The following is a 25443-nucleotide window of genomic DNA, read 5'->3' as shown; positions in this document are numbered from 1 at the left end:
AATTTTTCACTTTATTTTGTACCCGTGTTTTGCATGCTTTGAAAAAATGTTATATATGCTCTTTCCTTATTTCTTTTTAAAAATTGGATATTGGTCTTTTATGAATAAAAGTGAAATATGCAGTGTTTTCAGGCTGATGAAAAGGAAGAAGTTATTAGATAAAGATGCGGAAGATATTCAGTTTGAGATTAGAAAAGAATACGCTAGAGCAAATGTTGAAAAAGTCTTTGTTCAATCATTTGGAAGAATATATGGGTATCGGGTCTCTATAGAAGATGAAATTTGCTTTTTTCCAGCGAAAAATGCATTCAGTGCTCAGTCATCGAGTGCAAGAAAACTGAGGGATAGTTTTTACGAGGCAGGTCTTATCGTTCCGCCATTTTTTAATGCTCACTATCTTTCCCAACAAGGTGAAAAGCTGAGCGCATGTGAGGATAAAGAATTTATGGCGAGCAAGGTGCTTGCCGAATTGTACACTCCCGAAAATGTTGCTAAATTTTTCACTGAAAGGTGGTCGATCCTGCCTCCGTTTAATAAATATATAGGCGCCATCAAGCAGTCTATTGGATGTTATTACGCTGGCTTGTTATATGCCGCCGTTATGACAATCATTCCCTGTATTGAAGGTGTTATCAGAGAAATAGGATTGGTCAAAGGTGGGGATGAAGGAGAAGTTGGAGGACGTAATCTTATTAAGGTGGTCGAAACAATATGTAAAGACATCAGAGACAGAATTTTCAAGGAATACACATGGTTTCCGGAACATGTGATTACAATCGATTTCCTTGAAAATGAAAATGAAAATGAACAGATTCAGATGCTCAAGAATTTTAAGCTTTTCTTTGAAAGGCAGCTATATGAGCATACCGATAGGATCGAAAGTGATATCCTTCTGAATAGACACTCTATTTTACATGGCCTTAGTTTTGATAGCATTAATGAGTCCTCATACTTGAGACTCCTTAACATGCTTAACAGTTTGTATTTTATTGCTATCTTGTCAGGTTTCAGAGGACCTAGTTTTTTTCCTGCTCACTCCGAACAATCAATATCATTTCTTGTCGATATTCAAAGAGCTATTTCTAATAACGAAATGCGAAATTTTCAAAACTGATTAACGACCATTGTTTTCCCTATAAGCTCTAAGGCTATGTCTTGGTGTAGGGTGCGTTTCTGCTGTTCTTGAGTGTTTGAGTGCAGAAACCAGGGGGTCATTACAATCTCCGGTTAACCTTGAGCGCGTTGTCGTGTAGTTCCCACAACGTGGCGACTGCTGCGGGTAGCGCGATTGGTAAGTGCACTGGGAGACGGCTTGTCGACCCTGCATACCCGTCGCTGACGCCACCGGCATGCAGGGTGCTGTGACCCGTCCACTGCGCACATTCAGTGCCGTGTCAGTGGGTGGTGGGGGCGTCAGCGGGTGGCGACCACGACTCTGCCTTTGATTTGGCCGTCGATCAGCCGTTCTGCCGCGCCAACCGCCTGTGACAGGGGGATTTCGGTGGCGATCTGCTCCAGGCTGTCATTGGACAGCAGTTCGGCGAGACGCTGCCAGGCGGCCATGCGTACCGCCTTGGGCTGCATCACGCTGTCGATGCCCGCCAGGGTGACGCCGCGCAGAATGAAGGGCATGACCGTACCAGGCAGGTCCATGCCCTGGGCCAGGCCGCAGCAGGTGACGGTGCCGCCATAGCGGGTGGAGGCCACAACATTGCTCAGGGTGTGGCTGCCAACGCTATCGATGGCGCCCGCCCAGCGTTCCTTCTGCAAGGGCTTGCCTGGTTGCGTGAGCTCCTGGCGATCGATAATCGTACGGGCCCCGAGGGACGTCAGGTACTCTGCCTCGTGGGGTTTGCCGGTGGCGGCGGTTACCTGGTAGCCCAGCTTGGCCAGCAGAGACACCGCAAAACTGCCGACGCCACCGCTGGCGCCCGTCACCAGGACCTCGCCCTGGTCGGGGGTGACGCCATGACGCTCCAGCGCCATGACCGACAACATGGCGGTGTAACCCGCGGTGCCGATCGCCATCGCACTCTTGGTCGAGAAGGCCGTGGGTAGTGGAATCAGCCAGTCACCGTTCAGACGAGCCTTCTCCGCCAGCCCGCCCCAGTGAGTTTCGCCGACTCCCCAGCCGTTCAGCACTACCTGGTCCCCCACCGCAAACTCCCCATGGGAGGATGATGTCACCGTGCCGGCCAGGTCGATCCCCGGCACCATGGGAAAGATGCGCACGACCGGGCCCTTGCCGGTAATGGCCAGGCCGTCCTTGTAGTTCAGCGTGCTGTAGTCCACCGCGACGGTAACATCGCCTTCAGGCAGGTCCTGTTCGTGGATGGATTCGATGGCAACCTGCTGGTGGTCGTCTTCCTTGCGGATCACGATGGCCTTGAACATGGCTGGCTCCTTTTTAGACTGAGTGTCTATGAGGTGTCGCGGGAAGGTCCCGCAGGATGCATGGCAGCGGCTTCAGGATGCCGCTCATGAGCGTCAGGGTGCTGGCGAAGTGGGCTGCAGCCCGGCGAGGAAGTGTGACGTGAAGACGTCGATGGGGCGTGGGCCGCGCTCGAGTCTTGCGCGCATGATGGCACCCTCCCACCCAATCCAGAAAGCTTCGGCGAGCAGCATGCAGTCGCTGTCGCCGGCGATATCACCGCGTTGGCGGGCCTCTTCCAGGCACGCGGCAAGGCGCTGCTGCCAGTCTGCCAGGGTCTCGATCAGCCACTCGCGATAGTGGCTGGGCAGCCCGGCCGCCTCCTGGCCGAGGTTGCCGACCAGGCAGCCGCGACGATACCCATGGCGCGCCATGCCGGCCTTGGCGTCCTCGGCAAAGGCCAGCAGTCGGGCAAGGGGCGGCTGGGAAGTATCCATCAGGTGGCGCTCGAGCTTGCCCGCAAAGTAGCTGGCATAGCGCTCCATGACCTCCTGGCCGAAGGCTTCCTTGCTGGCGAAGTAGTGGTAGAAGGACCCCTTCGGCACGCCGGCGCGCTTGAGTATTCCCTCCAGGCCAGCCCCCAGGTAGCCATGTTCCGTCAGCGTCTCGAGGCCGCTGGCGATCAGGGCGGCCCGGGCATCGCCTTCCTGGGTGCCGATGCGGTAGTCGGTCTTGGGGGGACGCCCTCGGCGCTTGGTGTTTGCGTGAGTCATGGAGAGATTTTAGACCAGGCGTCTATAAAATCAATTGCCACCAAGGTCGAGACCTCCCTGACGGCATGTCTGACGTCGGCAGGCGATGCAGGTCGACAGCGTTGGATACGGGGGGCAGCAGGACGCCTAGAGACGTGATGCGTGGGGGATAGCGCAACATACGAATGGCCAGCGCCCGGAGGGGACGCTGGCCATGGGGATATCGCCTATGTCAGGCGTTGGTTCAGGCCTGGGCTGACAGACTCTCCACGGGGGCACGAGACTCGCTGGATTTACGCATCAAGCTGATGACCACGAAGATGGCCGAGTTGATGACCAACCCACAGAATCCCGGATGCCAGCCGAATGGCGCGTCCACGCCAAATTGCAGCAGCAGGGTGATCACTGCGCCGACACTGAGCCCGATAAAGGCCGCCGTCTGGGACGCACGCCGCCAGAAAAGAGCCCCCAGCAGCATCGGCAGTAGCTGCACAATGATGCCGTAGGCGCCAAGCAGCAGGCTCACCAGTGAGCCAGGATTGGCCAGCGCCAGGAGATAGGCCAGCAGTGAGATCACGATGACGCCATAGCGGGTCATCGACAGCGCCTGTTGCTCGGGCAGGGCACGCATGCGTGGTGCGAACTGGACGACGTCTCTGACCAGTATGGTGGCGGAGGTATGCGCCAGGTTGGCCGCCGTGGACATGGCGGCGGCCAGCGCGCCGGACAGCGCCAGTCCGATGACCCAGGCCGGCAGGTCAGCCAGCTCCACGACGATGGTCAACAGCACCTGGTCTGGGGATTCCAGCGGCGTATCCGCCAGCAGCACGATACCGGCAAAGCCAATGATCAGCAGCGGCACCAGCAGATAGCTGTAAAGCGGATACAGCACGAACACCCGCTTGAGCGTCCTGACGTCCCGCGCGCTGTAAAACTTCATGAAGATGTGTGGCCACATCACGCAGCCCAGCGCGCTGACCAGTACAGCGGTCGAGAAGGCACCCCAGCCCATTCCGGTAGCGCCCGGCATGGTCAGATACTCCGGTGCCTGATCCTTGATCTGCTGGAACATCTCGCCGACGCCGCCGAAGAACTGCTCGGCTGTCGTCAGTCCGAGGGCCCAGGCGATGACGACCATCATCAAGCCCTGCATCAGGTTGGTCCAGCCGATGCCCTGAAGGCCGCTGGCGTAGACATAGGCGGCCACCACCCCGCATGCCAGCAGGCTGCCGAGCCAGAAGGGGATGGTGCCCGAGGTCGCGGCCTCGAACAGCAGGCCAGCACCGGCAATTTGAATCGTCAGATAGGGAATCATCGCCAGCACACTGACCACACCAATGACCAGTCCCAGCAGGTTTTTCGGTGTGGGGTAGCAGGCTGACAGGAACTCGGCCTGAGTCAGGAACCCGTGGCGCCGACCCAGTCGAGAGATGTGCGGTGCAATCAGCCACCAGACGATGACCGCCAGGGTCAGGTAGGCGATGATATAGAACGCCGGAGCGCCCTTGCTGTAGGCCCAGCCGGGAGCACCGAGAAAGGCAAAGGCAGAGAAGATCTCTGCGCCGAGGATGAAGAACAGCACCAGCAGGCCCATATGGCGGCCGCCCGCCACATATCCTTCCAGCGATGAGGTCTGACCGCGACGAGCGCGCAGGCCGACCAGCAGGACCACCACCAGGTAGCCCACCGTCATCGCGGTGATCAGCATCGAATCACTCATGATCCACCTCCTTCTCGGCGTCCTTGCGATAGGCGATCACCAGGCCGACGAAGAGGGCGAAGACCCAGGCGACGTACCAGAACATGAAAAAGGGCATGCCAAGGATGATGGGGTCGATGCGATTGGCGATAAGAGCCCCTGGCCAGACCATGGCCAGGGGGCAAAGCACGAAGTAGAGCAGCAGGCCTTTCGACGGCATGCCAGTGGAGTGTTTCATGAGAGACCTCTTGTTGTGGATTGTGGTCGTGGAAGCTTTTGCCAGCTGATATCCCTGCGGGCGTCAGCTGTGATCGGCCAGCTGTGACCGGCCAGCGGCGATCGGGTCAGGAGGCCTTGGCCAGTCCTTCGAGCGCGATGGCGACCAGCAGTTGGCTGCCGGTAGGAATGATGGCGTCGTTGAAGTCGTAGCGAGCGTTGTGCAACGGCGGAGTGTCCGGCGTGTCGGCGCTGCCCAGGAAGAAGTAGGCACCAGGGCACTGCTCCAGCATGAAGGCGAAATCCTCACCCCCCAGGCTTGGGGCTACCTCTTGCTCCAGCGCCGATTCACCGAGCACCTCGCGGGCCGTATCGATGACATGCTGAGTGGCCTCGGGGTGATTGATGGTGGCGGGGAAAATGCGCTGATGGTCGACCTCGATCTGGCCCCCGTAGGTGGCTGCGACACCGTCGCAGGTACGGGCGATGGCGTCGGCAATGCGGTCCTGTGTGGCCAGGTCGAGGGTGCGGACGGTGCCGCTCAGGCGGACCTCATCGGGAATGATGGCGAAGCCATCGAGTTCTCCGCCCTTGATCCCGCACAGGCTAAGGGCGGCAGGCGACAGCGGGTCGGCATCTCGCGATACCACACTGTGCAATGCCTGAATGAGGGCACCGGCCATGCGCACCGGGTCGATGGAGAGATGAGGGTTCACGCCACCATGGCCGCCCTTGCCACGGACGCAAATGTCGAGGCGGTCGGTCGCAGCCATGATCGGGCCGGGGCGGATCGCGACTTGGCCTCTGGGCAGGGCGGGCCAGTTGTGCAGGCCGTAGATCGCGTCCATGGGGTAGCGCTCGAACAGGCCGTCCTTGACCATTTCGCGTCCGCCACCCAGGCCCTCTTCTGCCGGCTGGAAGACCAGGTAGACGATGCCGGAAAAGTCGCGGTGGCGAGCCAGGTAACGCGCGGCACCAATCAGCATGGTGGTATGACCATCATGCCCACAGGCGTGCATGATGCCGGGGACTTCGGAGGCATGAGCGTGGTCGCTGGCCTCCTGGATCGGCAGCGCATCCATGTCCGCACGCAGTCCGATGCGACGCCCGTTGTCCGCCGCCAGGCCCTTGATGGTGGCGACCACACCCGTACCGCCCAGTCCCTGTTCGTAGGGAATATCCAGGCGTTCAAGCTCTTCACAGACCCGCGCCGAGGTGGCGTGCTCCTTGAACCCGAGCTCGGGGTGGCGGTGAAAATGATGGCGTAGTTCCGTCAGGCTTTGCAGTTGATCGTCGAAGAACGAGGTGTCGATAGTCAGGGTCATGGGATGCCGCAGATGTGTGAATGATGTTCACCATCATGGTCGGCGGCTTTTTATAGATAAAATATTATTATTTTTCTATTACCATGCTTTTATTGTATGGATGTCGGGTGTCTGGCATGCCCCTGGGGGCGTCGGCGCCGGTGGCTGGGCCACGAGGAGGCGAGCATGGACTTCAAGCAATTGCGCTATTTCCTGGCGGTGGTCGAGGAGGGCTCGATCTCCCGCGCTGCCCGGGAGATTCCGCTGGCCCAGCCCGCCCTGACGCGGCAACTCAGGCTGCTGGAGGAGTCGGTAGGGGCAACGTTGCTGGAGCGTTCGCGTCACGGTGTCAGCCTCACGGCGGCCGGCAGTGCGTTTCACCGAGAGGCGAGGCGGCTACTACGGGAGTTCGAGACGGCCAAGCACGATGCGCGGCGTATCGCCGATGGCCAGCTTGGTCAGCTGCGCTTGGGCGTGACGGTCATGCACCTGTGGGTGCCGCAGATTGTCAGGCTGCTCAATCAGTTTCGTCAGAGCTACCCAGATGTCAGCCTGAAGGTGCAGTCACTGCTGTCTGCCCCACAGGTGGAGGCGCTTCGGCATCATCAGCTGGATGCAGGCATGCTGTTCTTCCCCCCACAGGACGATGATCAGCTCGACAGCCACTGCCTGTATGAAGATCGACTGGTGCTGGTCGTGAGCAAAGGTTCCCGGCTGGCGCGGCACCCGCCGAAGACACTGGCTGAACTGACCGGCGAGGATTTCATCTGGTTCGAGCGAAGCGCGACGCCGGTCTACCACGACAAACTCATCCATGCGTTTCAGCGGCGCGGCTTTACCCCGCATGTGGTTCAGGAAGGGACCGACAATGCGACCATGCTATGCCTGGTGGCGGCTGGTATGGGCTGTACCATCATGCCGGAGATGACCATGACGGGGGCGCCGGAGGGCGTCGTCAGCATCGCGCTGGATGACCTCGACATGGTCTTGCCGTTGATGCTGGTGTGGCGGCGAGACGCCAGCCTGCCGGCGGTGCGTCGGCTGATCGACGTTGCCGAATCCCTGGCACTGAGTCGTTGATTACCGCTCAGCTCCTCCCTCTGCCGGCGGGAACCTTGGTGACAACAGCAGGCCTGGGATCTGCAGCAGACGGCGTCCGCGTCACGGGGACGCCGTCCTATCCAGCTGGGTCGCTGCCCAGTGAGCGTCAGAGCACCATCGCCGCGACCCAGGCAAAGACCAGCATACCGAGGTTGCAGTGCAGGAAGGTGGGGATGACGCTGTCCCGAATATGGTCGTGCTGGCCGTCGGCGTTCAAGCCGGCCGTGGCCCCAAGGGTAATGGTGGACGCAGGCGAGCCGGCATCGCCGAGGGCGGCAGAAGCGCCCAGCAGGGCAATGGCCGCCAGCGGGTCAAAGCCCAGCGTCAGCGCCAGCGGCAGATAGATCGGGGCCAGGATGGGCACGCTGGCAAAGGAATCGCCAAAGCCGATGGTAATGAACAGACCGACGATCAGCATGACCGCTGCGCCCACCGCCATGTTGCCGCCAATCAACGCTGCCGAGGCGCTGACCAGGGCGTCGATTTCCCCCGTCGCGGTCAGTACGCCGGCGAAGCCTGAGGCGATGGTGATGATGACGGCGATCTGAGCCATCATTCGCAGCCCATCGGTGAACACGTCGTCCTGCTCCTGCCAGCGGAAGATGCCGCCAAGGGTCAGAATCAGGAAGCCCACCATGGCTCCGATCAGCAGTGAATCAAAGCTAAGCTGAAAGACCAGTGCCACGGCCAGCGCCGCCAGCGTGATTATGAGCTGAAGGGGCTTCAGCCGCGAGGGGGCGGTCGGCCGGGTGATCGCGACGGAGGCGTCAGGAGTGGCGTAGTCCCGCGGCCTGCGGTAGCTGATGAAGACTGCCACCAGCAGCCCTGCGACCAGTCCCAGCACGGGTAAGGCCATGGCCTTGGGCGCCATGTCGGCAGTCGCTGTCAGGCCGTGTGCAGCGCCCACGCTGTTGACGTTGGCCAGCAGGATCTCGTTGAGGAAAATGGCGCCAAATCCGGTGGGTAGCAGCAGGTAGCTGGCGCTGATAGAGCACGCCAGAATGCAGGCTACGGCGCGGCGGTCGACCTTGAGACGGTCCAGCACACCAAGCAGCGGTGGGATCAAGATCGGGATAAAGGCGATATGCACCGGCACCAGATTCTGGGACATCAGCGAGGCCACGATGAATAGCCCGAACAGCGTCCATTTGACGCCGCGCCGAGTGCCTTCCTCGTGACTGCCAAGTCGCGATGAAATGGCATCGGCCAGCAGCTCCAGCAGGCCACTGCGGGACAGCGCAACGGCGAAGGCGCCGATCATCACATAGGTCAGACCGACCTGAGCGCCTACCAGCAGATTGTCGTTGAACGCGCCGATGGCGTCGGTCATCGGCATCCCCGCATGCAGTGCGCCGAGCATGGCCGCACTGATCAAGGCAATGGCCACGGGAATCCTCAGCAGGCAAAGGATGATCATGCTGAGAATGGTCAGCACTACCGCGTTGATGTGATAGCCGGCTGCCAGGCTGATGCCGTACAGCGCGGCGCACACCACGAGGATAGGAAGCGCCTGGGCGCGGCTGTCTTGACGGCGCGCTGAGGCCGCCGGAATTGCGTTGTCGGGCATGGTGTCTCCGGCTCAGTCTGAGCCATGTGTCCAGGTGGTTTCGGGGCGGCCAGTGAGGGATGCGACGCGGGTTTGACGCTGCTCACCTCTCAGTGTGCTGGCAGCGGCAAACGTCACTGGCGCCAAGATCATACCTCAAGACACCGCTCGCCAGGCGTCTAACCCTGCAAGCCTCCTGTCATGTCAGGTGCTATTTCAGGTACTTGCCAGACCGGTGATTCACCATGCCAATAAAAAGCGCCGCCCTGATGGGGCGGCGCAACATCGCCAGGACGCGGTGGCGTGTCAATGTCTCAGGCCATGGCCGCCGCTGGGCTGGGCATGGGCTGAGGGGGAGGTGGTGTCGTCGCCATGAGCGCCCGTTCCAGGTCCATGGCCTTGCACTTGTAGGCGGTACAGTTGGCGCAGTGCACGCTGTCACCGTCGTCGCGACCAACAGGAAGAGTGAAGCGGCTGTGACCGCAGATGCTGCAGTTGAGGTCTAGAGCAACGGTAATCATGCGCTGCACTCCTGTGCGACAGCACTGCGGTGTTGGCCATGTTGCTCTCTGCGGATGGCCATCATCAGGCTGCGAGACTTGTTGAGAAATCGCAGATAGTCCGGTGTCTGACGCTGCTCCCAATCGGCAACGGTGGCGTGGAACTCGTCACACTCGACGCAGCGGAGTTCATCCCAGTCATTGCGCTGCGAAACGGATGCCGGAATAAGGGTGGCCTGGTCATGGCCGCACAGTGTGCATGTGATGGGGTAGTACATCTGGCGCCCTCCTTGGCGCGTCATCTTTCATCGCTCCTTGCGAGGTTACGCTGCAAGCGGTGGCTCGCTGCCTTGCTGGCCTACCCCTTGCAGCGTCATGTACAAGGTTGTCATGTATTTCTATTTTGTGCAAGTTGTGTATAGCTTATACGGGGTGCGCTTGCGCTGTGGCGTCGCCGACGTTTCTTTCGACGCAGCATGATGACGCCTCTTTGTGACGTTTTGATGGATAGGGTGAGGGGAAAGCGTCGGGTAGAAAAATACTTGTACGATATATTTATCTGGTCTAGTTTTTGTACATGGTGTTGTTACATACCGCCTCGGTGTTCTGAGTGGTGCAGATGGCCTTGGTTTACAGGGCTCTGGTTTACGGGGACTTGGTTTACGGGTCCTTGGTTTAAGGAGCCAGGTTTCAGGAGCTCCGGTTTAAGGAGCCAGGTTTACGGAACGCAGGTTGAGAAGCCCTGGTGGGAAGGGCTCCGGTGCCACGAGCCGACAGGTCCACCGAAGGCATGATGTCAGGAGGAAGGAGCATGAAGGCAAAGGGACTTTTGGCCGCCGGGTTGCTGTTCAGCGCCTCGGCAGTGTGCACCAGCGCAGCAGCGGCTGAGGGCGACACGCTGTGGCAGGTGATTCAGGACGATGAGCGCCTGACGACATTTGCTACTGCGGTGGAGGCGTCCGACCTGGACGAGCGCATGAGCGAGGAAGGGGAGATGACGGTCTTCGCGGCGACACAGGAAGCCTTCGACGCGCTGCCCGAGGGCCGCCTCGACGATTGGCTAAGCGACGACAAGACTCAGCATCGTCGCCTGGTCGAAGTTGTTTCCTATCATCTTGTGGATGGCGCGTGGCAGCCAGGCGACAGCAATGTTGTCACCACCCTGCAGGGCACCGAAATGTCGGTCGAGGAGCAGGATGGTGATTGGCAGGTAGGCAACGCGACGCTGGTAGAGCGTGACATTCAGGCAAGCAATGGTGTCATCCACATCATTGATGCCGTGCTGATTCCGGAGTGAGTTCTGGACTGACTAATAGGTTTCGATCGAATCCTGTCCCGTCTTGCCGCCCTTCAGGGCGGCTTTTTTTTGTCATGAACAGGCGTAGGGAAACACTGCATGAATTCCGCCGCTTCGCTGCGTTACGCGCTGCTCGATCTCCTCACCTATACCGCATAGGCTCCGGGATCAGCGCTGCGTGGGCCTTGCGCCGCTAGGCTGATGACTTCAGCGCTTCCTTAGCGAGGGCTGTCGGTGCGCCAGTAACGGCGTGTCAGTCGTACCAGCAGGGCCAGAGTCAGGGCCGCATAGACGGCGGCCATGACATCATCCGCGACAATGCCCAGGCCGCCGCCGATGCCTTCGATCTCCCGCACGGGGGATAGCTTGGAAATATCGAACAGACGAAACAGCAGGTATCCGAGCGGCAGCATGATCCGGCGGCGGTGGCGCGAGAAGGCCAGAACTACCAGCGGTAGGGCTACCCACTCATCCAGTACGATCTGGGAGAGATCGCCGCCTCCCAGCCACAGCGAGGCAAAGTGGCAGATGGGAACGGCGGTCAGGATCAGCAACAGCGCGATCGCAAGCCGTCGTGCCGGCGGCAGCCGCAGCAAGTACCAGGCCACGGGAATGCCGATCAAGGTTCCGACGGTTCCGGGGGCCCAGGGCGAGTGGCCTAGCCCGAAGCCTGTGGCGATCCAGATCAGCAGGTCCTGCATGACACCTCTCCAGCAGTGCGCCCCAGGGAATCGTCAGGCGCCAAGACGCCGATAGTGGCGATTGGCGAGCAGGAACGCAATGCGAACATCCCAGTGTGGTGTAACGCTCAGGCTCCAAGTGCTAGCGGCTCGGGCCGTGCCGTTTCAGCTGGCCAGCGGCTCGTCCATGCTGTCGCTATTGTCCCCATGACCCCCGGCGCTGGCGTCCGGGTCGCTGGCGATGGGCAGGACATCGACTTCGACCTCAAGCTGTTGCCGGCCGCCACCGGTCACGACGCCCTTGATCGGCGCTACGTCGTCATAGTCTCGGCCCCAACCCAGCAGCAAGTGACGCTCGCCAACGCGCACACCGTTGGTGGGGTCGAGGTCCAGCCAGCCCCACCCCGGTATCAGCACCGCGAACCAGGCATGTGAGGCGTCTGCCCCTAGCAGGCGGGGCTGCCCAGGAGGCGGACTGGTCTCCAGGTAGCCGCTGACGTAACGAGCGGCCAGGCCGATGGAGCGCAAGGCGGCGATCGCAAGATGGGCAAAATCCTGGCAGACCCCGCGACGCTCTACCAATACCTGCGACGGCGTGGTTTCCAGGTTGCTGAACTGACTGTCGTAGTAGAACTCGTCATAGATACGGCGATTAAGGGCATCCACACACTCCACCAGGTCGCCGCCAGGGGGAAAGCAGGCCTCCACCCACGCCGCCAGCAGTGGACGACGCTCGATATAGGCCGAGTTTTCGAGAAATGGCTGAGCTTCCCAGTAGCTTGTGGTGCCAGGTGTTGCCAGCAGGTCGCGGCAGGTTTCCCAGGACATGGCATTGGCAGGGGGCTGGGGCCGTGGGGAGGTGGTGATCCGCGCTTCCAGAGTTACTTCCAGCACCTGGTGCGGCGTGTCGATGGCAAACAGGTTGATACGGTTGCCAAAGGCATCGCAGCGTTGCTGGTGCAGCGGAGTCAGGGGCGATGTGGACAGGCGCGCGAAGGCCACCTGTTGCCAGCCCAGCACCCGAGGGGACAGACAGGCTTCGTTCTCGCTGAGCGTCACGATCTCGCTATAGCGATAGCGGGTGGTATGGCGCAGGTAATAGTTCATCTTGCAGTGCCCGAGCGAGGGCCTGATACCCGCATGACGCAGCGCCGGCTGGCAGGCACGTCATGGCCAAGGATGGACCGTCCTGCGGTCCCGGCATACGAGGACATGATGAGTGCGATGTGTCTCCTGATGACGAAGGGATACAGCACCTGTGGCGCTGTGATCAAGATGTACCCCAGGCTGGGCATCGGCTCAAGTCCGCCGTATGCCCGTTGGGCTGCACTGTAACCTTATACCCTCAGAACCTCACCCCTCAGGACTCCCGGCAAATATCTGCAGGTGGGTCCATGAGCTTGGCTCGCTTTCCTGACCAAGCTCTCCAGACCAAACTCTCGTGGCCAAACCATCCACACCCCTTTGGCGGCGACAAAGCATCCACATCCTGTTGAGGTTGGAGAGGCCGGCGTCAGCCCGTCGTGACGCACTGTCCTGGTGCGCGCGTCGGCAGAAGTGCCCCGAGGACGAGCCAGCAGCCTGCCAGGGGCGTGACGCATGCGTCGCCATGTGTCCGTTGCGGTGCCGATTGTCCCGGCGGCTAACTTACCTGTGTCCGATACGGCAGATTTTCTGTGTTCTGGTACAGACCTTGCTATACAGCAGGTAGGGGACCCCGATATGTCGATGGGATGTACGCCAGTCTGGTGCATCACGATCCGGTGCAGGATGCCCCGGTGGACGAAGGCATAGCAGGGTAGACCGCTGTTGATAACAAGAGGGTGTGCCGATGAGCCATGTGGATTGGCAGCAGTACAACTGCGCTGGGTTCTACGATGAACTGGTGGCCATGCCCGGGATGCCGCGGGACGCGGCCAAGATGCTGTGCGACGTGCTGGAGGGATTTGCGCCGGATGAGCTGGCTGAGCGCAAGACGGCGGCAGAGATTGCCATCAGAACCATGGGCATCACCTTCACGGTGTACTCGGAAGGCAGCATGATCGATCGGGCCTGGCCCTTCGATATCGTACCCAGGATCATTCCCGCCGATGAATGGCGGCGTACCGAAGCCGGCCTGAAGCAGCGCGTCGAGGCGCTCAACCTGTTTATCGACGACCTCTACCATGACCAGAAGGTCATCAAGGATGGGGTCTTGCCCGCCGATGTGCTGGCGCAGTCGGTCAACTTTCGTCCCCAGTGTGTCGGTATCGACCCGCCCCACGGCGTCTGGGCACACATTTGTGGGTCCGACCTGGTGCGCGGTGGGGACGGCACGATCTACGTGCTGGAAGATAACCTGCGAATCCCCTCCGGCGTCTCGTACATGCTCGAGAACCGCAACGTGACCAAGCGCGTGCTGCCGGAGCTGTTTGCCTCGGGCAAGATTCTTCCCGTGGACGATTATGTGCCCCAGCTTTACGACATGCTGGCCGGCATGTCGCCTCGTCCCTGGGACGACCCGCAAGTGGTGGTGCTGACGCCGGGGATCTACAACTCTGCCTACTACGAGCATGCCTATCTGGCGCAGCAGATGGGGGTGCAGCTGGTCCAGGGCTCTGACCTTGTCGTCGATGATGACGATGTGGTCTACATGCGCACGGTACAGGGGCTAACCCGGGTAGACGTCATCTATCGGCGTATCGATGATGCCTTCCTCGACCCGGAGGCCTTCCGTGCCGACTCTGTATTGGGGGTGCCGGGACTGATGCGGGCCTGGCGCAGCGGCAAGGTGGCACTGGCCAATGCCCCCGGGGCCGGGGTGGCCGATGACAAGGTCGTCTATGCCTTCGTGCCGCAGCTGATCAAGTACTACCTGGACCAGGATGCCTTGCTGCCGAACGTACCGAGCTACCTCTGCATGCTTGAGGAGGATCGGCGCTACGTGCTGGAGCACCTGCATGAACTGGTGGTAAAGCCGGCCAACGAGTCAGGCGGCTACGGCATGCTGATGGGCCCTCAGGCCTCCCAGGCGGAACGCGACGCCTTCGCCAAGTTGATCCAGCAGGACCCGCGCAACTACATGGCCCAGCCCATGCTCAACCTGTCGACCACGCCGACCCTGTTCGACGGTCGGCCTGAGCCTCGCCACGTCGATCTTCGGCCCTTCATCCTGTCTGGCCAGGATGGTGCCTATGTCACCACCGGCGGCTTGACCCGTGTTGCGCTGGTAAAGGGGTCGCTGGTGGTCAACTCGTCCCAGGGCGGGGGTAGCAAGGACACCTGGATCGTCGAGACGGGGGAGGACTGAGACCATGCTGATGCTTTCAAGAGTCGCCGAGAACCTGTATTGGATGGCCCGCTATATCGAACGGGCCGAGGACACCGCGCGCCTGATCAATGTCTCCAGCCACCTGATGCTCGACATGCCCTATCGACAGCCGCTGGGATGGGCGGCGATGGTCGATATCACCGGAGGCGGGGAGCTTTTTTCCACCCTTTACGATGAGCCCAATGACCGCAACGTCATCCAGTTTCTGTGTGCTGACCGGCGCTACTCCGGGTCGATTCTGTCCGCCCTGGCTCAGGCCCGGGAAAACCTGAGGACTACCCGGGACGTGGTGCCCCGGGAAGTCTGGGAAGAGATCAACCAGCTCTACATGAATGCCAGCGCCCAGGCTGATGCCGGGTTGGGGCCTGGCCGTCGCGAGGTCTTTCTCAAGCTGGTGATTCGTGGCTGCCAGACATTGATTGGCCTGATCGAAGGGACCCTGAGCTACGGCGGTCCGCGGACCTTCATGATGTTGGGTCGCCAGCTGGAGCGTGCCGACATGATCACCCGCATCATTGATGTGCGTTCGGCCAACCTGCTGCAGCGAGACAGTGATGAGATTCGGCCCTTCGAGCACCTGCAGTGGATGAGTGTGCTGAAGTCACTGACCGCCTACCAGATGTATCGCCAGCACGTGCGCTGTCGGGTAAGAGCAACCGACGTACTGCGTTTTCTGGTGCAGGACGGCAAGTTTCCACGCTCGGTGTCGCGCAGTCTGAAGGACAGCATGCGTGCGCTGCGCTCGCTGCCGCGGCATGACAGGGCATTGGCCACCGCGACGCTGGTTCATGCCGATGTGGCCGAGGCCGACGTGCTGGCGCTGGTTCGTTCTCCCGAGGCGCTGCACGAGTTCATCGACACCCTGCAGCAGGGCGTTGCAGAGCTGCATGCCGCCATTGCCCGCACGTACTTTCCGACGCTGGATGACCTGGAAGAAGTGGCGCTGGCGACGGTGGCCAACGAGGAATAGCGGGACGTCGCGAACGGTAGCTACGCCATGCGCCGACCCGCTGTCGGCGCCATGGCGGAATCCTGAGCGGTCGAGTCGTTGACGTCCGCCATCACCCGTATGGCCTTCCATGCCTGCTGTCGCTTGCTGACGGTAAAGGGGTCAGGCAAGCGTTTGCTGCGACGCGGCGTCTGCATGGCGGGCAGACAGTACCATCTCGTGGACGTAGCGCAGCTTGGCGGCAATGGTCGGCGTAATCACTTCCGGGACCAGATCGAGCAGCCCCATCTCGCGGTTCATTTCATTGAAGCCCAGGCTCAAGCGGCCAAAGGTGTAGAGCATGGCGTCCAGGTCCTCGTCAAAGCCGGTGGGGGTGATGCCGAAGTGTCCGGCGGTATCGAGGATCGCCACCATGTCGAGGTAGAAGCCGAAGGTCTCGGCGAAATCCTCCCAGGGGTGCATGGTGGCGTAGGCGGACAGATGGTGCTCTCGCCAGTCTGCAGGTGGGCCCTGCTGGTAGTGGCGCTCGAGGGCGTCGCTGTAGCTGGGGTGGCGATGGTCACCAAAGACGGCGATGCAGGCGTCTTCGACTCTCCCCTTGATCAGCAGCTCCCAATAGTAGTGACCGATCTCGTGTCGGAAATGCCCGATCAGCGTCCGATGAGCCTCATTGAAGTCGGTGCGCAGGCGTTCGCGTTCGACATCATCGGCCTCCTTGACGTTGATGGTGATGTGACCGCCGGCGTGCCCGGTAAACACCGGCATGCCTTCTTCGCTGCTGTGCCATCCTCCCTCCACCGGTAGTTCGTCCGCCAGGAACGAAAAGGATAATGGCGGGTCTGCCTTGTCTGGGCTGACCTCATGGGGAAGCCCCAGCAGATCAAGGGTATAGAACAGGCGTCGCTTGGCACTCTCGAGCTTGGCCCAGCGCTCGCGATGGCCTTCGATGGACAGGTCCGGAATGGCCCGGTTGTGGCGGCAGCAGTCACACAGGGTTATCCCCTGGTCGGCCTCCTGGGCCGTGAGCATGCGATTGCACACCCCTTCCACTGCATAGTTATGACACTTGACCAGCAGGGTGCCACAGCCGTCGTCGACACAGCGGTAGCGCCCGTTAGCTTGCCGCTCCATGGCGACCAGGGCATTGCATCCCGGACACCAGCCCACCTCCGTCGCGCAGACCAGGCATTGGGTGTTATCGAAGAACAGCCGATTGTCGCAGCGGTGACAGGGGTAGTGGCGCATTGAGGCGTCCTCGATCAACGGCAATACATCAGTTGCCGCTAGTATAGCCAGCCTAGTGGTCAGCGCTGTGTTGAGTGTGCTCAACGGATGGTCAGACCTGTCCCCTGCGCCAGGCTGGCTCGCTCACCGGCATCAGCCGAAGCGTTGAGACGGCCCTTGGCATAAACGCGCCAGAAAGTTCGCCTGGTCCTCGGCGAGGCGGGGTTGCCAGGGGGCCTCGTAGATCGCGAAGTGGCCGGTGTCGTAGGTCTTGAGGGTGACCCGGTCCTTGAGGCTGTCGGCCAGTCGGTAGCCGGGGGCAATCGGCGTCACGCTATCGCGGAGGCAAAGTTGCAGCAGCAGCGGACAGGACAGCCGGTGGGCGACCTTGACGGGCCGATAGAGTCCCAGCGCCAGCAGCGCACGCGGGGCAATGCGGTTGTCGAAATCGTCACCGGCAAAGCGCTGAATGCCTTCCAGCGCATCGGGTGCGGTGAGTGCGGCCAGCGTGCCCGACTCACCTGCCAGCGGGATATAGTGTGGGGACCGCCCGAGGCTGCCGCGTATCAAGTCGGCAAGGCCCGCGCCGGTCATGCGCAGGAAGGTCCCTATCCCTTCGTCCTTCAGCTTCACCAGTGATGAGGCCTGGCCGTCCAGCATGGGATTCATGGCGATGACGGCGGCGATATCCCGACGCCGTGCCGCCAGCTGGAGGACGTGGGCGGAGGAAAATGACGTCCCCCATAGCACCAGCGGACGGAGCGGTTCGAGGCTGCGCGCATGATCGATGGCCGCGAGGTAGTCCTGCTGCTGACGGCGAATGCCGAGCAGCTGGCGCGGTTCCCCAGCGGAGCGTCCGAAATGGCGATAGTCGAAGGCGAGCACGCTGTGGTCCGCCTGCTGGAGCGCCATGGCGTAGGGCATCAAGCCGCCCTCGACGGTGCCGCCAAGGCCATGGGCCATGACCACCAGGGCACCGCTGTCCGGCGTCGCTGACGCCGACGGTAGCCACCAGCCGTGGCAACGGGTGCCTTGGCTAGGAAATTCCACCTGGCGAATGGGCTCTGGGTGTCTGTTGCTATCGCTCATGGCGTGGCCTTGTCTCTCACCGCTTGGCCCGGTATCCCGGGGTGGTGGGGAGCGAGCTCCAGGGTCATGTAGACGCTGTTAGGATCGACGACATAGTCGGCGAAGGGCGCGCAGGTGACGAAGCCATGCTGTGCATAGAAGCGCCGGGCCGGGGCAAACCCAGGCTGGGAGCCCGTCTCAAGGCTCAAGCGTCGGTAGCCGCGCTCACAAGCAGCCGCTATCAGGTGCTCAAGCATCCGCGTGGCGACACCGCGTCTCAGCTGGTCCGCAGCGGTGCGCATTGACTTGATCTCGCCATGATCGTGGCCAATGGCCTTCAGCGCCACGCAGCCGACAAGTCGATCCTGCTCCCACAGCCCCCACAGGGTGACGTCATCGCCCTTCAATTCGTCCAGGCTAAGTGCGTGCCGGCTCTCCGGAGGAGAGTCTGGCGCCAGGCGCTTCAGGTCTCGGCGGTGGGCGCGAATCATGGCCACCATGTCGGGGTGAGTCAGATCATCTTGCTTGAACTGAAACATAAGGATCCTCGAGAACGCTGGCGCCTGGCTGGGCCAGCCACAGGGGCATGGACCGCAGTCTACAGGGCTGGCCACTGTCCGGCGAGACGGACACCTCTGTTGGTGCGAGTGGGCAATCGAGTCAAGCGTGTCAGGGCATCGTGGCAGGAGACGTCCACTGGCATGACGACCTTTTTTTCGCCAGGTTATGTGCCATAACGTCGTCGTTTTGAAGGGCGGCGTTCCCGGTCAATGACGTCGATCGACGAAGCATAGATATATGCGCGTTATGTAATCTTATGTTGCGGTGAATTAAGGCCCGCTTAAGGTTGGCGGTCCATGCTGTCCCTCCTGCACTTGCTGATGGAGAGGCCAAGATGGCGCCCGTTACCTTGTCGGTACTGATCCCCGCCCACAATGAGTCGGCCAATCTGCCCGGCCTGCTCGACGAAATTGCCCAAGCCCTGGCGGACCATGACCACGAAGTGATTGTGGTGGACGATGGTTCGGATGATGACAGTTGGACGGTACTGGTCAGCCGGGCTAACCGACAGCCGACGCTTAGACCGCTGCGTCATCACAGTAGTGCGGGCCAGAGCACGGCGCTGTGGCAGGCCGCCCGACATGCGCGGGGGGAGTGGTTGGCCACGCTGGATGGCGATGGTCAGAACGATCCCGCCGATATTCCTGCGTTGTTGCAGGTCGCCATTGCCGAACGAGCCGACCTTGTCGGCGGCCATCGAGTCCGTCGCCAGGATAGCTCCCTGAAGCTGTTTTCCTCGAAGGTGGCCAACGCGGTTCGCGCTCGTTTGCTGGGCGACGGCTATCCCGATAGCGGCTGTGGCATCAAGGTCATCCGTCGAGCAGCATTCGCCTCCTTGCCCTACTTCGATCATATGCACCGCTTCCTTCCTGCCCTGATCACCAGCCAGGGAGGTCGTTGCCTGGCTCGGCCAGTCCATCACCGGCCCCGTGGTCAGGGAGCTTCCCACTACGGTCTCGGCAATCGGCTATGGGTAGGCATCGTCGACATGCTCGGGGTCATGTGGCTTCAGCGACGCAGTCGCCTGCCGGTGGACTGCCGCTGCGTGGACAATGCCCTGGACCTGCCTCGGGTCAGCGATAGCACAGCGCTTCCATCTCACTTCATCGCGACTCAAGCGACCAATGACCAATCAGTGCCTGCTGTGCCGACGCTGGAGCCGATGCGATGACCTGGAACCTATGGTTGCTGATCGGCTTTCTTGGCCAGGCGCTGTTCTCCGCTCGGTTTATCGTGCAGTGGATTGCCAGCGAGAAGGCGCGGCGCAGTGTCGTGCCTGTGGCTTTCTGGTTCTTAAGCCTGGGGGGCGGGGCCACGTTGCTTGCCTATGCAATCCACCGTCGTGACCCGGTGTTCATCATGGGGCAGGGCGCGGGCCTGTTCATCTATTTGCGCAATCTAATGCTGATGCGCAAGGCGTCCCAGCGTGACCGTAACGTTCGCCAGGCGGCGTAGTCGCCGAGCGGGCCTTGGTGGTGTGTCTGTGCTCTGCTCAAGGCCAGCGTGCCTGATCAGAACCCTGTTGAGGAAAGCAGCATGTTCGTAGTGGGATTACCCCGTCGCCCCGGCTGGGGCTGGTGGCTGGGCCTTGTCGTCTTTGCCGTGGCGCTGTTGGCCCTGGGCCTTGGCTGGCGGGATCCGTGGCCCGCCGATGAACCACGTTTTGCGCTCAACGCGGTGGAAATGCTGGTCACCGGTGAGTTCTGGATTCCTCATCGGGGCGGAGAGCTGTATGCCGACAAACCCCCGATCTTCATGTGGGCCAGTGCCTTCTTCATCTGGCTGACCGGATCCATGCGTATCGGCTTCATGCTGCCCTCGCTGTTGGCGGGGCTCGGCACCCTGGGTCTGATCGTGGATCTGTGTCGTCGCCTGCATGGCCCCCGGGTGGGTCTGCTGGCGGGTATCGCGACGCTGGCCACGTTGCAGTTCGTGCTGCAAGCCAAGACCGCTCAGATCGACATGCTGCTGACATTTTTCACCACGCTGGGTACCTACGGCGTGTTGCGTCACGCCTTGCTCGGACCCGCCCGGGGCTGGTGGCGGGCAGGCTTCGTCGCCATGGGGGCTGGCATCCTGACCAAAGGCGTGGGCTTTCTGCCGCTGGCGCTGTTGCCCGTCTGGGGCGTGATCAGTTGGCGCGGTCGTCACCAGGGACAGGCCAGGGTCACGCCACTGCGCCTGCGCGACCTGGTGGAAGGCCTGGCGTGCCTGCTGGCGGTGGTGCTCGCCTGGGGGCTGCCGATGATCCTTATCACGTCGTTGTCCGATGATCCGGCGCTGGCGGCCTACCGCGACAATATTCTGTTCAAGCAGACCGGCGAGCGCTATGCCGATGCCTGGGCTCACCTGCGGCCCTGGTACTACTACATCGTGCAGGTGCTGCCCTGGGCCTGGATGCCATTGGTGCTGACCTTGCCCTGGGTGCTGCCGAACTGGTGGCGCCGGGTGAAGCGCGGCGATGCCAAGGTACTGCTGCCACTGACCGCCGTCATCCTGATCGTGGTGTTCTTCTCGCTTTCACCGGGCAAGCGAGGCGTCTACATGCTACCGACGCTGCCGTTGATGGTCATGGCATTGGCCCCGTTGCTGCCGGCCCTGGTCCGGAGAAAGGGACCTAATCGAGCCGGCTTCGGTGGCCTGGTGTTTTTCGCCCTCTTGCTGGCGACGGCGGGCGTCCTGGGATTGGTGGGCTTCGCTCCGCTGGAGCGCCTGGCCCATCGCTACGGTGTGACACCGTGGTGGGAGTGGCTGGCGCTGGGCGCTATCGCCCTTGCTCTGGCGCTGGCCCTCAAGCCACGCCGTGGAATGACGGCCATCACGCTGTTCTTCTTCTGCCTGTGGTGGTGGTGGAGCACCTTTGGCTATGCCTGGATGGATCCGGAGCGCTCTCCCCGTGACATGATGGCTCGCGTCTCTCAGGAGGTGGGGCCCAACGGTGAGGTCGCGCTGTTGAACTTCGATGAAGAAATCCTGCTGCATGCGCGGTCTCGCAGCGTGCATTTCGGTGACATGACGCCGCTGGAGAAAGAAGTGCCGACAGCCATGGCCTGGTTGGCCGAGGCCCCCGAACAACGCTGGATGCTGGTGGTGGACAAGGATCTGGAGGCGCTGAGCTGTGGAGATCTTGGCCAGGCCGTCGAACTGGGCCACCAGAATCGTCATGACTGGCTGCTGTTGCCGGGGACAGCCTTTGCTGGCTGCCCAGCGGATCGCTTCGCTGCTCCCATCTACCTGGCGCCGACCTCGGTGCCTGCCAATGGCGCCGGCAGATATTTCGGTGACGCCAGCCGCTAGGCAAGCACTGTGCGGGTGACTGCGCGGACGAGCTAGGGTAGCGAACAATACTTAAACCAACCTTGTGCAAAAGTTGCATTTAGAGGGTTGCATGGAGAGCGATGGGTGGGTAGTTTGTGGCAGGGGGCAGACGGCCCCCTGCAAGCGGCGCAGACCCGATGAGGTGGGCTTCTCATTGTCATGCCTCGCTGGCTGCGTCGCTGGTACGAGTTCGAATCTGAAAGCTGATCAATACCAATGGAGGGTGATCGGATGGAAGTGCAGACGTCGTCCAATCCGCAAACAGTCAACCGTCGTGGCGGCATGGCGCATCGCGCGCGTCAGAGCCAACATGACGGACAGCGTCACGCTCGCCGTGGCGCCCATCTCAAGCAGCAGCAGACACAGAGCGCCAACCAGGCCTCTTATCAGGCGCTCGACCGTAGTGGTGAAGGCTATCCGACCCGGCTCCCTCAGCCGATGCAGAGTCTCTGGGTGGACCGTCGCGGCCCTGTGATCAAGGGAAGCGCCGAACAAGGGCCTCTGAGCCAGCAGCAGTTGGATGAGTTCGAGAACAAGGGATTTCTGTTCGAGCCGAACTTCATTTCCGGTGATGAGCTCGCCTTGCTGCGCGAGGAGTTGAAGGCGCTGCTCGAAAACGATGCGTTCCGTGGCAAGGATTACAGCGTCGTGGAACCGAGCGGCAAGGAAATCCGCTCGCTGTTTGCCGTGCATTACCTGTCCAAGGTGTTTGCGCGGCTGGCCAACAATGAACGCCTGGTCGGCCGGGCTCGTCAGATTCTGGGTGGCGAGACCTATGTGCACCAGTCGCGGATCAACTACAAGCCAGGGTTTGAAGGCAAGGGCTTCAACTGGCACTCGGACTTCGAGACCTGGCACGCCGAGGACGGCATGCCCGATATGAATGCGGTCAGCGCCTCGATCGTGTTGACCGACAATCACGAGTTCAACGGGCCCTTGATGCTGATCCCCGGCTCGCATCGTGTGTTTGTTCCGTGCATCGGCGAGACGCCGGACAACAACCACGAGACGTCGTTGAAGAAGCAGGAGGTGGGTGTCCCCAGCCAGGAGGCGTTGCGGCAGCTGATCGAGCGCAACGGCATCGAGGCACCCAAGGGCAGCGCCGGCGGCCTGTTGCTGTTCGATTGCAATACCCTGCACGGATCCAACGCCAATATGTCGCCGGATCCCCGCAGCAACGCGTTCTTCGTCTACAACCGAGTGGACAATCGCTGCGGCGAGCCCTTTGCCGCCAAAGGCCGTCGTCCTGACTTCCTGGCCCACGAGCCGGAGGGTCGATTCGAGCCCTGAGGTTCTGCCGCCTCAGCCACCTTGGCATCCTTGAGGGAGACGGGTGACAGTGGTCGCGGGAGCAGCAAAAGCTGGGATAGACTCGAGAGGCGCGCCAATGGCGCGCCTTTTTTGCGAGTGTCGCGGCAGGTTGCCGCCTGCTCGTGACCTCTCTACTGATCTCAGGAGCCTGTCATGTCTCTCGTCCCGAGCTTTGTCGATGGCGACACCTTTTCACAGCCGCTTGGCAAGGTGGTTTGCGTCGGTCGTAACTACGCAGAACACGCCAGGGAGCTCGATAATCCTGTGCCCGACGCCCCGATATTGTTCATCAAGCCGGCGACCAGTGTCGTGCCGCTTGAGGATGACGTGAAGGGTCCGTTCGAGCGCAGCGATGTGCACTTCGAGACGGAGCTGGCGCTGCTGATTGGCGAGACGCTGCGTGACGCCACCCCGGAGCAGGCGGAAGCTGCGGTAGTGGGCGTGGGCCTGGCGTTGGACCTGACGCTGCGTGACGTGCAGTCCGCACTGAAGAAAAAGGGGCATCCATGGGAGATCGCCAAGGGCTTTGACGGCGCTTGCCCGCTGTCACGCTTTATTCCGGTCGAGGCGCCGATGGATTGGTCTGCCATCGAATTCAGCCTGGACATGAACGGCGAACGTCGCCAGCACGGCATGGCGAGCCAGATGCTGTTCCCGATTCCCGCGCTATTGGCCGAAATGAGCCAGCACTTTACCCTGGCCCCCGGTGACGTGGTGCTGACCGGCACCCCCGCTGGCGTCGGCAAGCTGGAAAAGGGGGCCTCTCTGGCCTTTGAACTGTCTCTGCCCAACGGCCAGAGCCACCAGCTCCAGACCAAGGTGGTGGGCTAGGCGGCACAGGCTCGCCCAAGGCTGATAAGAGCTAAAGAGCGCTGATCAGTGCTAAGTAGCGCTGGTCAGCGCGAGCTCAGGCCGGCGACGCCCAGCCCTACAGACCCGACGGTGGGCCTTGTCCGCAGGTAGCGGGTTCAATCCAGCGGGGGTGGTATCAGGACCAGGTTGCCGACGTGGTGTTTTTCGAGGAAGCTCTTCTGGGCCTCGACGATGTCCTGCAAAGGAAAGATACCGGCCAGCAGCGGACGAATCTCGCCGCGCTCGATGTAGCCGATCAGGTTGGGGAAGACGGGCTCATCCCAGGCGGTGGAACCGATCAAGCGGATATCCTTGAGATACAGCTTGCGCATGTCGAGTTCCACCACTGGCCCGGCGATGGCCCCGGAAGACACGTAGCGCCCACCTCGATCAAGCACCTCCAGAACGCCGCCAAAGCCTTGGCCCGCCACATTGTCCACCGCCACGTCGATGGCGGATTCTCCCAGCACCGATACCAGATCATCATGACGATCAAGCAGGCGATCGGCCCCCAAGGCCTGGATCGCCGGATGCTTGGCCTGGCTGGCTACCGCAGTGACGTGGGCGCCACGACGCTTGGCCAACTGCACGACCGCTGAGCCGACGCCTCCGGAGGCACCGGTCACCAGCAGCCTGTCGCCTGCCGTGACCCCTGCACGATGCAGCATGTTTTCGGCGGTGCCATAGGCACAGGGGATGGTGGCAAGCTCTGCATCGCGCCAATCGCAGTCGACGGCAAACACCTCACTGGCGGGCACCTTGACGAACTGTGCAAACGCGCCATCGAAGTCCGATGCCATCCACACCGAATCCCAGTGCTCGAAGCCCTTGGTGCGCATGCAGGCTCGCACCAGCACGCGCCTGCCGATCAGCTCGGTGGCGTCGACGTCTTCTCCCAGGGCGACCACCTCGCCGCAGCAATCGGTACCCTGAATCAGTGGGAAGGGCGTTGCCCCATTCCAGCCACCGTCGTCGCTATTGCCTGAATCGTCGTCCTGGGCGCTGTCCGATGACGCCTGGGTATCGCTCGTGACGCTGGACGAATACCAACCCAGGCGGGTATTGATCTCTGTATTGTTGATGCCGGCGGCCAGGACCCGCAGCAGCACCTCTCCAGGCCCCGGCTCCGGGGTGGCCACGCGCTGGTAGCTCAGCTTGTCGTAGCCGCCATTGCCCAGGGTGACGACGGCCAGCATGGTCGGCGGTGGAGTGAAGGAAGAGGAAGGGGAGCTGGAATCGGTAGGGCGTGAGGTATCGATGACGGCATCCTCCTGGAGGCTTGTGGTGCGACGAATACGACTTATCTCGCCATGGCTGACGGCTGGGTGCAAGTGCTACGCAAGGCAGCGCGCCCGCAGACACGAGGAGTGTCGGCGGGCGCGGC

Annotated in this window: 24 protein-coding genes; 10 read left to right on the top strand and 14 right to left on the bottom strand. The window is 61.4% G+C overall.

What is annotated here, in order from left to right; all coding sequences use genetic code 11:
• The first annotated feature begins 55 nt into the window (after positions 1-55).
• Positions 56-1114 carry a hypothetical protein gene (locus tag KUW18_RS16555; RefSeq protein ID WP_222561901.1) on the top strand — a complete coding sequence of 353 codons (1059 nt, stop codon included), beginning with the start codon at positions 56-58 and terminating at the stop codon, positions 1112-1114.
• Between the two features lie 299 nt (positions 1115-1413).
• Here KUW18_RS16555 and KUW18_RS16550 read toward each other — a convergent pair whose 3' ends face one another.
• From KUW18_RS16550 to KUW18_RS16530, 5 genes are all read right to left on the bottom strand, one after another.
• Complete coding sequence (locus KUW18_RS16550; RefSeq protein WP_222561900.1) at positions 1414-2394, bottom strand: MDR family oxidoreductase; 981 nt, start codon at positions 2392-2394, stop codon at positions 1414-1416.
• Between the two features lie 93 nt (positions 2395-2487).
• Positions 2488-3144 (bottom strand): TetR/AcrR family transcriptional regulator, encoded by a 657-nt coding sequence (locus KUW18_RS16545; protein ID WP_222561899.1) that lies wholly within the window; start codon positions 3142-3144, stop codon positions 2488-2490.
• Between the two features lie 223 nt (positions 3145-3367).
• Positions 3368-4843: a sodium:solute symporter gene (locus KUW18_RS16540; RefSeq protein ID WP_242520714.1), complete on the bottom strand. Its 1476-nt coding sequence runs from the start codon at positions 4841-4843 to the stop codon at positions 3368-3370.
• Positions 4836-5060 (bottom strand): DUF3311 domain-containing protein, encoded by a 225-nt coding sequence (locus KUW18_RS16535; RefSeq protein ID WP_222561898.1) that lies wholly within the window; start codon positions 5058-5060, stop codon positions 4836-4838. The genes KUW18_RS16540 and KUW18_RS16535 overlap by 8 nt, the downstream gene beginning before the upstream one ends.
• Before the next feature lie 106 nt (positions 5061-5166).
• Entirely contained in the window at positions 5167-6363 is a 1197-nt protein-coding gene (locus tag KUW18_RS16530; RefSeq protein ID WP_222561897.1) for a M20 aminoacylase family protein, read from the bottom strand.
• A 165-nt stretch (positions 6364-6528) separates the two neighbouring features.
• Here KUW18_RS16530 and KUW18_RS16525 point away from each other — a divergent pair, with 165 nt between their 5' ends.
• Positions 6529-7422 (top strand): LysR family transcriptional regulator, encoded by an 894-nt coding sequence (locus KUW18_RS16525; RefSeq protein WP_206940734.1) that lies wholly within the window; start codon positions 6529-6531, stop codon positions 7420-7422.
• Between the two features lie 127 nt (positions 7423-7549).
• On the opposite strand, the gene KUW18_RS16520 is transcribed toward KUW18_RS16525, so the two are convergent.
• The 3 genes from KUW18_RS16520 to KUW18_RS16510 all read right to left on the bottom strand — a co-directional run bounded on the left by KUW18_RS16520 (position 7550) and on the right by KUW18_RS16510 (position 9791).
• Positions 7550-9010: a Na+/H+ antiporter family protein gene (locus KUW18_RS16520; protein WP_261396747.1), complete on the bottom strand. Its 1461-nt coding sequence runs from the start codon at positions 9008-9010 to the stop codon at positions 7550-7552.
• A 293-nt stretch (positions 9011-9303) separates the two neighbouring features.
• The gene (locus KUW18_RS16515; RefSeq protein ID WP_206940733.1) at positions 9304-9510 is read right to left on the bottom strand and encodes a hypothetical protein; all 207 of its coding nucleotides are present in this window, start codon (positions 9508-9510) and stop codon (positions 9304-9306) included.
• The gene (locus KUW18_RS16510; RefSeq protein WP_206940731.1) at positions 9507-9791 is read right to left on the bottom strand and encodes a hypothetical protein; all 285 of its coding nucleotides are present in this window, start codon (positions 9789-9791) and stop codon (positions 9507-9509) included. Before KUW18_RS16510 ends, KUW18_RS16515 begins: the two co-directional genes overlap by 4 nt.
• Before the next feature lie 509 nt (positions 9792-10300).
• Here KUW18_RS16510 and KUW18_RS16505 point away from each other — a divergent pair.
• Positions 10301-10786, top strand: a complete 486-nt coding sequence (locus KUW18_RS16505) for a fasciclin domain-containing protein (RefSeq protein WP_222561896.1) — start codon at positions 10301-10303, stop codon at positions 10784-10786.
• Positions 10787-11004: 218 nt separating this feature from the next.
• On the opposite strand, the gene KUW18_RS16500 is transcribed toward KUW18_RS16505, so the two are convergent.
• The gene (locus KUW18_RS16500) at positions 11005-11487 is read right to left on the bottom strand and encodes a phosphatidylglycerophosphatase A (protein WP_206940727.1); all 483 of its coding nucleotides are present in this window, start codon (positions 11485-11487) and stop codon (positions 11005-11007) included.
• Between the two features lie 144 nt (positions 11488-11631).
• A complete protein-coding gene (locus KUW18_RS16495) occupies positions 11632-12573 on the bottom strand; it encodes a transglutaminase domain-containing protein (protein ID WP_206940725.1) in 942 nt (313 codons plus the stop codon).
• 724 nt (positions 12574-13297) lie between these two features.
• Here KUW18_RS16495 and KUW18_RS16490 point away from each other — a divergent pair.
• Both KUW18_RS16490 and KUW18_RS16485 read left to right on the top strand, forming a co-directional pair.
• Complete coding sequence (locus KUW18_RS16490; RefSeq protein WP_206940723.1) at positions 13298-14755, top strand: circularly permuted type 2 ATP-grasp protein; 1458 nt, start codon at positions 13298-13300, stop codon at positions 14753-14755.
• A gap of 4 nt (positions 14756-14759) precedes the next feature.
• Positions 14760-15746 (top strand): alpha-E domain-containing protein, encoded by a 987-nt coding sequence (locus KUW18_RS16485; RefSeq protein ID WP_242520712.1) that lies wholly within the window; start codon positions 14760-14762, stop codon positions 15744-15746.
• Between the two features lie 141 nt (positions 15747-15887).
• Here the strand turns inward: KUW18_RS16485 and KUW18_RS16480 are convergent, their stop codons facing one another.
• The 3 genes from KUW18_RS16480 to KUW18_RS16470 form a co-directional block, all read right to left on the bottom strand.
• On the bottom strand, positions 15888-16970 hold the full coding sequence (locus KUW18_RS16480; RefSeq protein WP_222561895.1) for a putative zinc-binding metallopeptidase: 1083 nt from the start codon (positions 16968-16970) through the stop codon (positions 15888-15890).
• 132 nt (positions 16971-17102) lie between these two features.
• A complete protein-coding gene (locus KUW18_RS16475; protein WP_222561894.1) occupies positions 17103-18038 on the bottom strand; it encodes an alpha/beta hydrolase in 936 nt (311 codons plus the stop codon).
• Complete coding sequence (locus KUW18_RS16470) at positions 18035-18556, bottom strand: GNAT family N-acetyltransferase (RefSeq protein ID WP_222561893.1); 522 nt, start codon at positions 18554-18556, stop codon at positions 18035-18037. The genes KUW18_RS16475 and KUW18_RS16470 overlap by 4 nt, the downstream gene beginning before the upstream one ends.
• A 356-nt stretch (positions 18557-18912) precedes the next feature.
• Here KUW18_RS16470 and KUW18_RS16465 point away from each other — a divergent pair, with 356 nt between their 5' ends.
• From KUW18_RS16465 to KUW18_RS16445, 5 genes are all read left to right on the top strand, one after another.
• Positions 18913-19749: a glycosyltransferase family 2 protein gene (locus tag KUW18_RS16465; RefSeq protein ID WP_222163928.1), complete on the top strand. Its 837-nt coding sequence runs from the start codon at positions 18913-18915 to the stop codon at positions 19747-19749.
• Positions 19746-20033 carry a lipid-A-disaccharide synthase N-terminal domain-containing protein gene (locus KUW18_RS16460; protein WP_222485089.1) on the top strand — a complete coding sequence of 96 codons (288 nt, stop codon included), beginning with the start codon at positions 19746-19748 and terminating at the stop codon, positions 20031-20033. The genes KUW18_RS16465 and KUW18_RS16460 overlap by 4 nt, the downstream gene beginning before the upstream one ends.
• An 81-nt stretch (positions 20034-20114) precedes the next feature.
• Positions 20115-21875 (top strand): ArnT family glycosyltransferase, encoded by a 1761-nt coding sequence (locus KUW18_RS16455; protein WP_222561892.1) that lies wholly within the window; start codon positions 20115-20117, stop codon positions 21873-21875.
• Positions 21876-22334: 459 nt separating this feature from the next.
• Entirely contained in the window at positions 22335-23186 is an 852-nt protein-coding gene (gene thpD, locus KUW18_RS16450) for an ectoine hydroxylase (protein ID WP_222561964.1), read from the top strand.
• A gap of 174 nt (positions 23187-23360) precedes the next feature.
• On the top strand, positions 23361-24038 hold the full coding sequence (locus tag KUW18_RS16445; RefSeq protein WP_222238799.1) for a fumarylacetoacetate hydrolase family protein: 678 nt from the start codon (positions 23361-23363) through the stop codon (positions 24036-24038).
• Positions 24039-24175: 137 nt separating this feature from the next.
• Here the strand turns inward: KUW18_RS16445 and KUW18_RS16440 are convergent, their stop codons facing one another.
• Complete coding sequence (locus KUW18_RS16440) at positions 24176-25390, bottom strand: alcohol dehydrogenase family protein (RefSeq protein WP_261396745.1); 1215 nt, start codon at positions 25388-25390, stop codon at positions 24176-24178.
• Positions 25391-25443: the final 53 nt, after the last annotated feature.

This window comes from Halomonas sp. DP5Y7-2 (assembly GCF_019802025.1).
Classification (GTDB): Bacteria; Pseudomonadota; Gammaproteobacteria; order Pseudomonadales; family Halomonadaceae; genus Halomonas; species Halomonas litopenaei_A.
The sequence above is the reverse complement of the archived record's forward strand: the minus strand, read 5'-3'. Positions and strand labels throughout refer to the sequence as shown.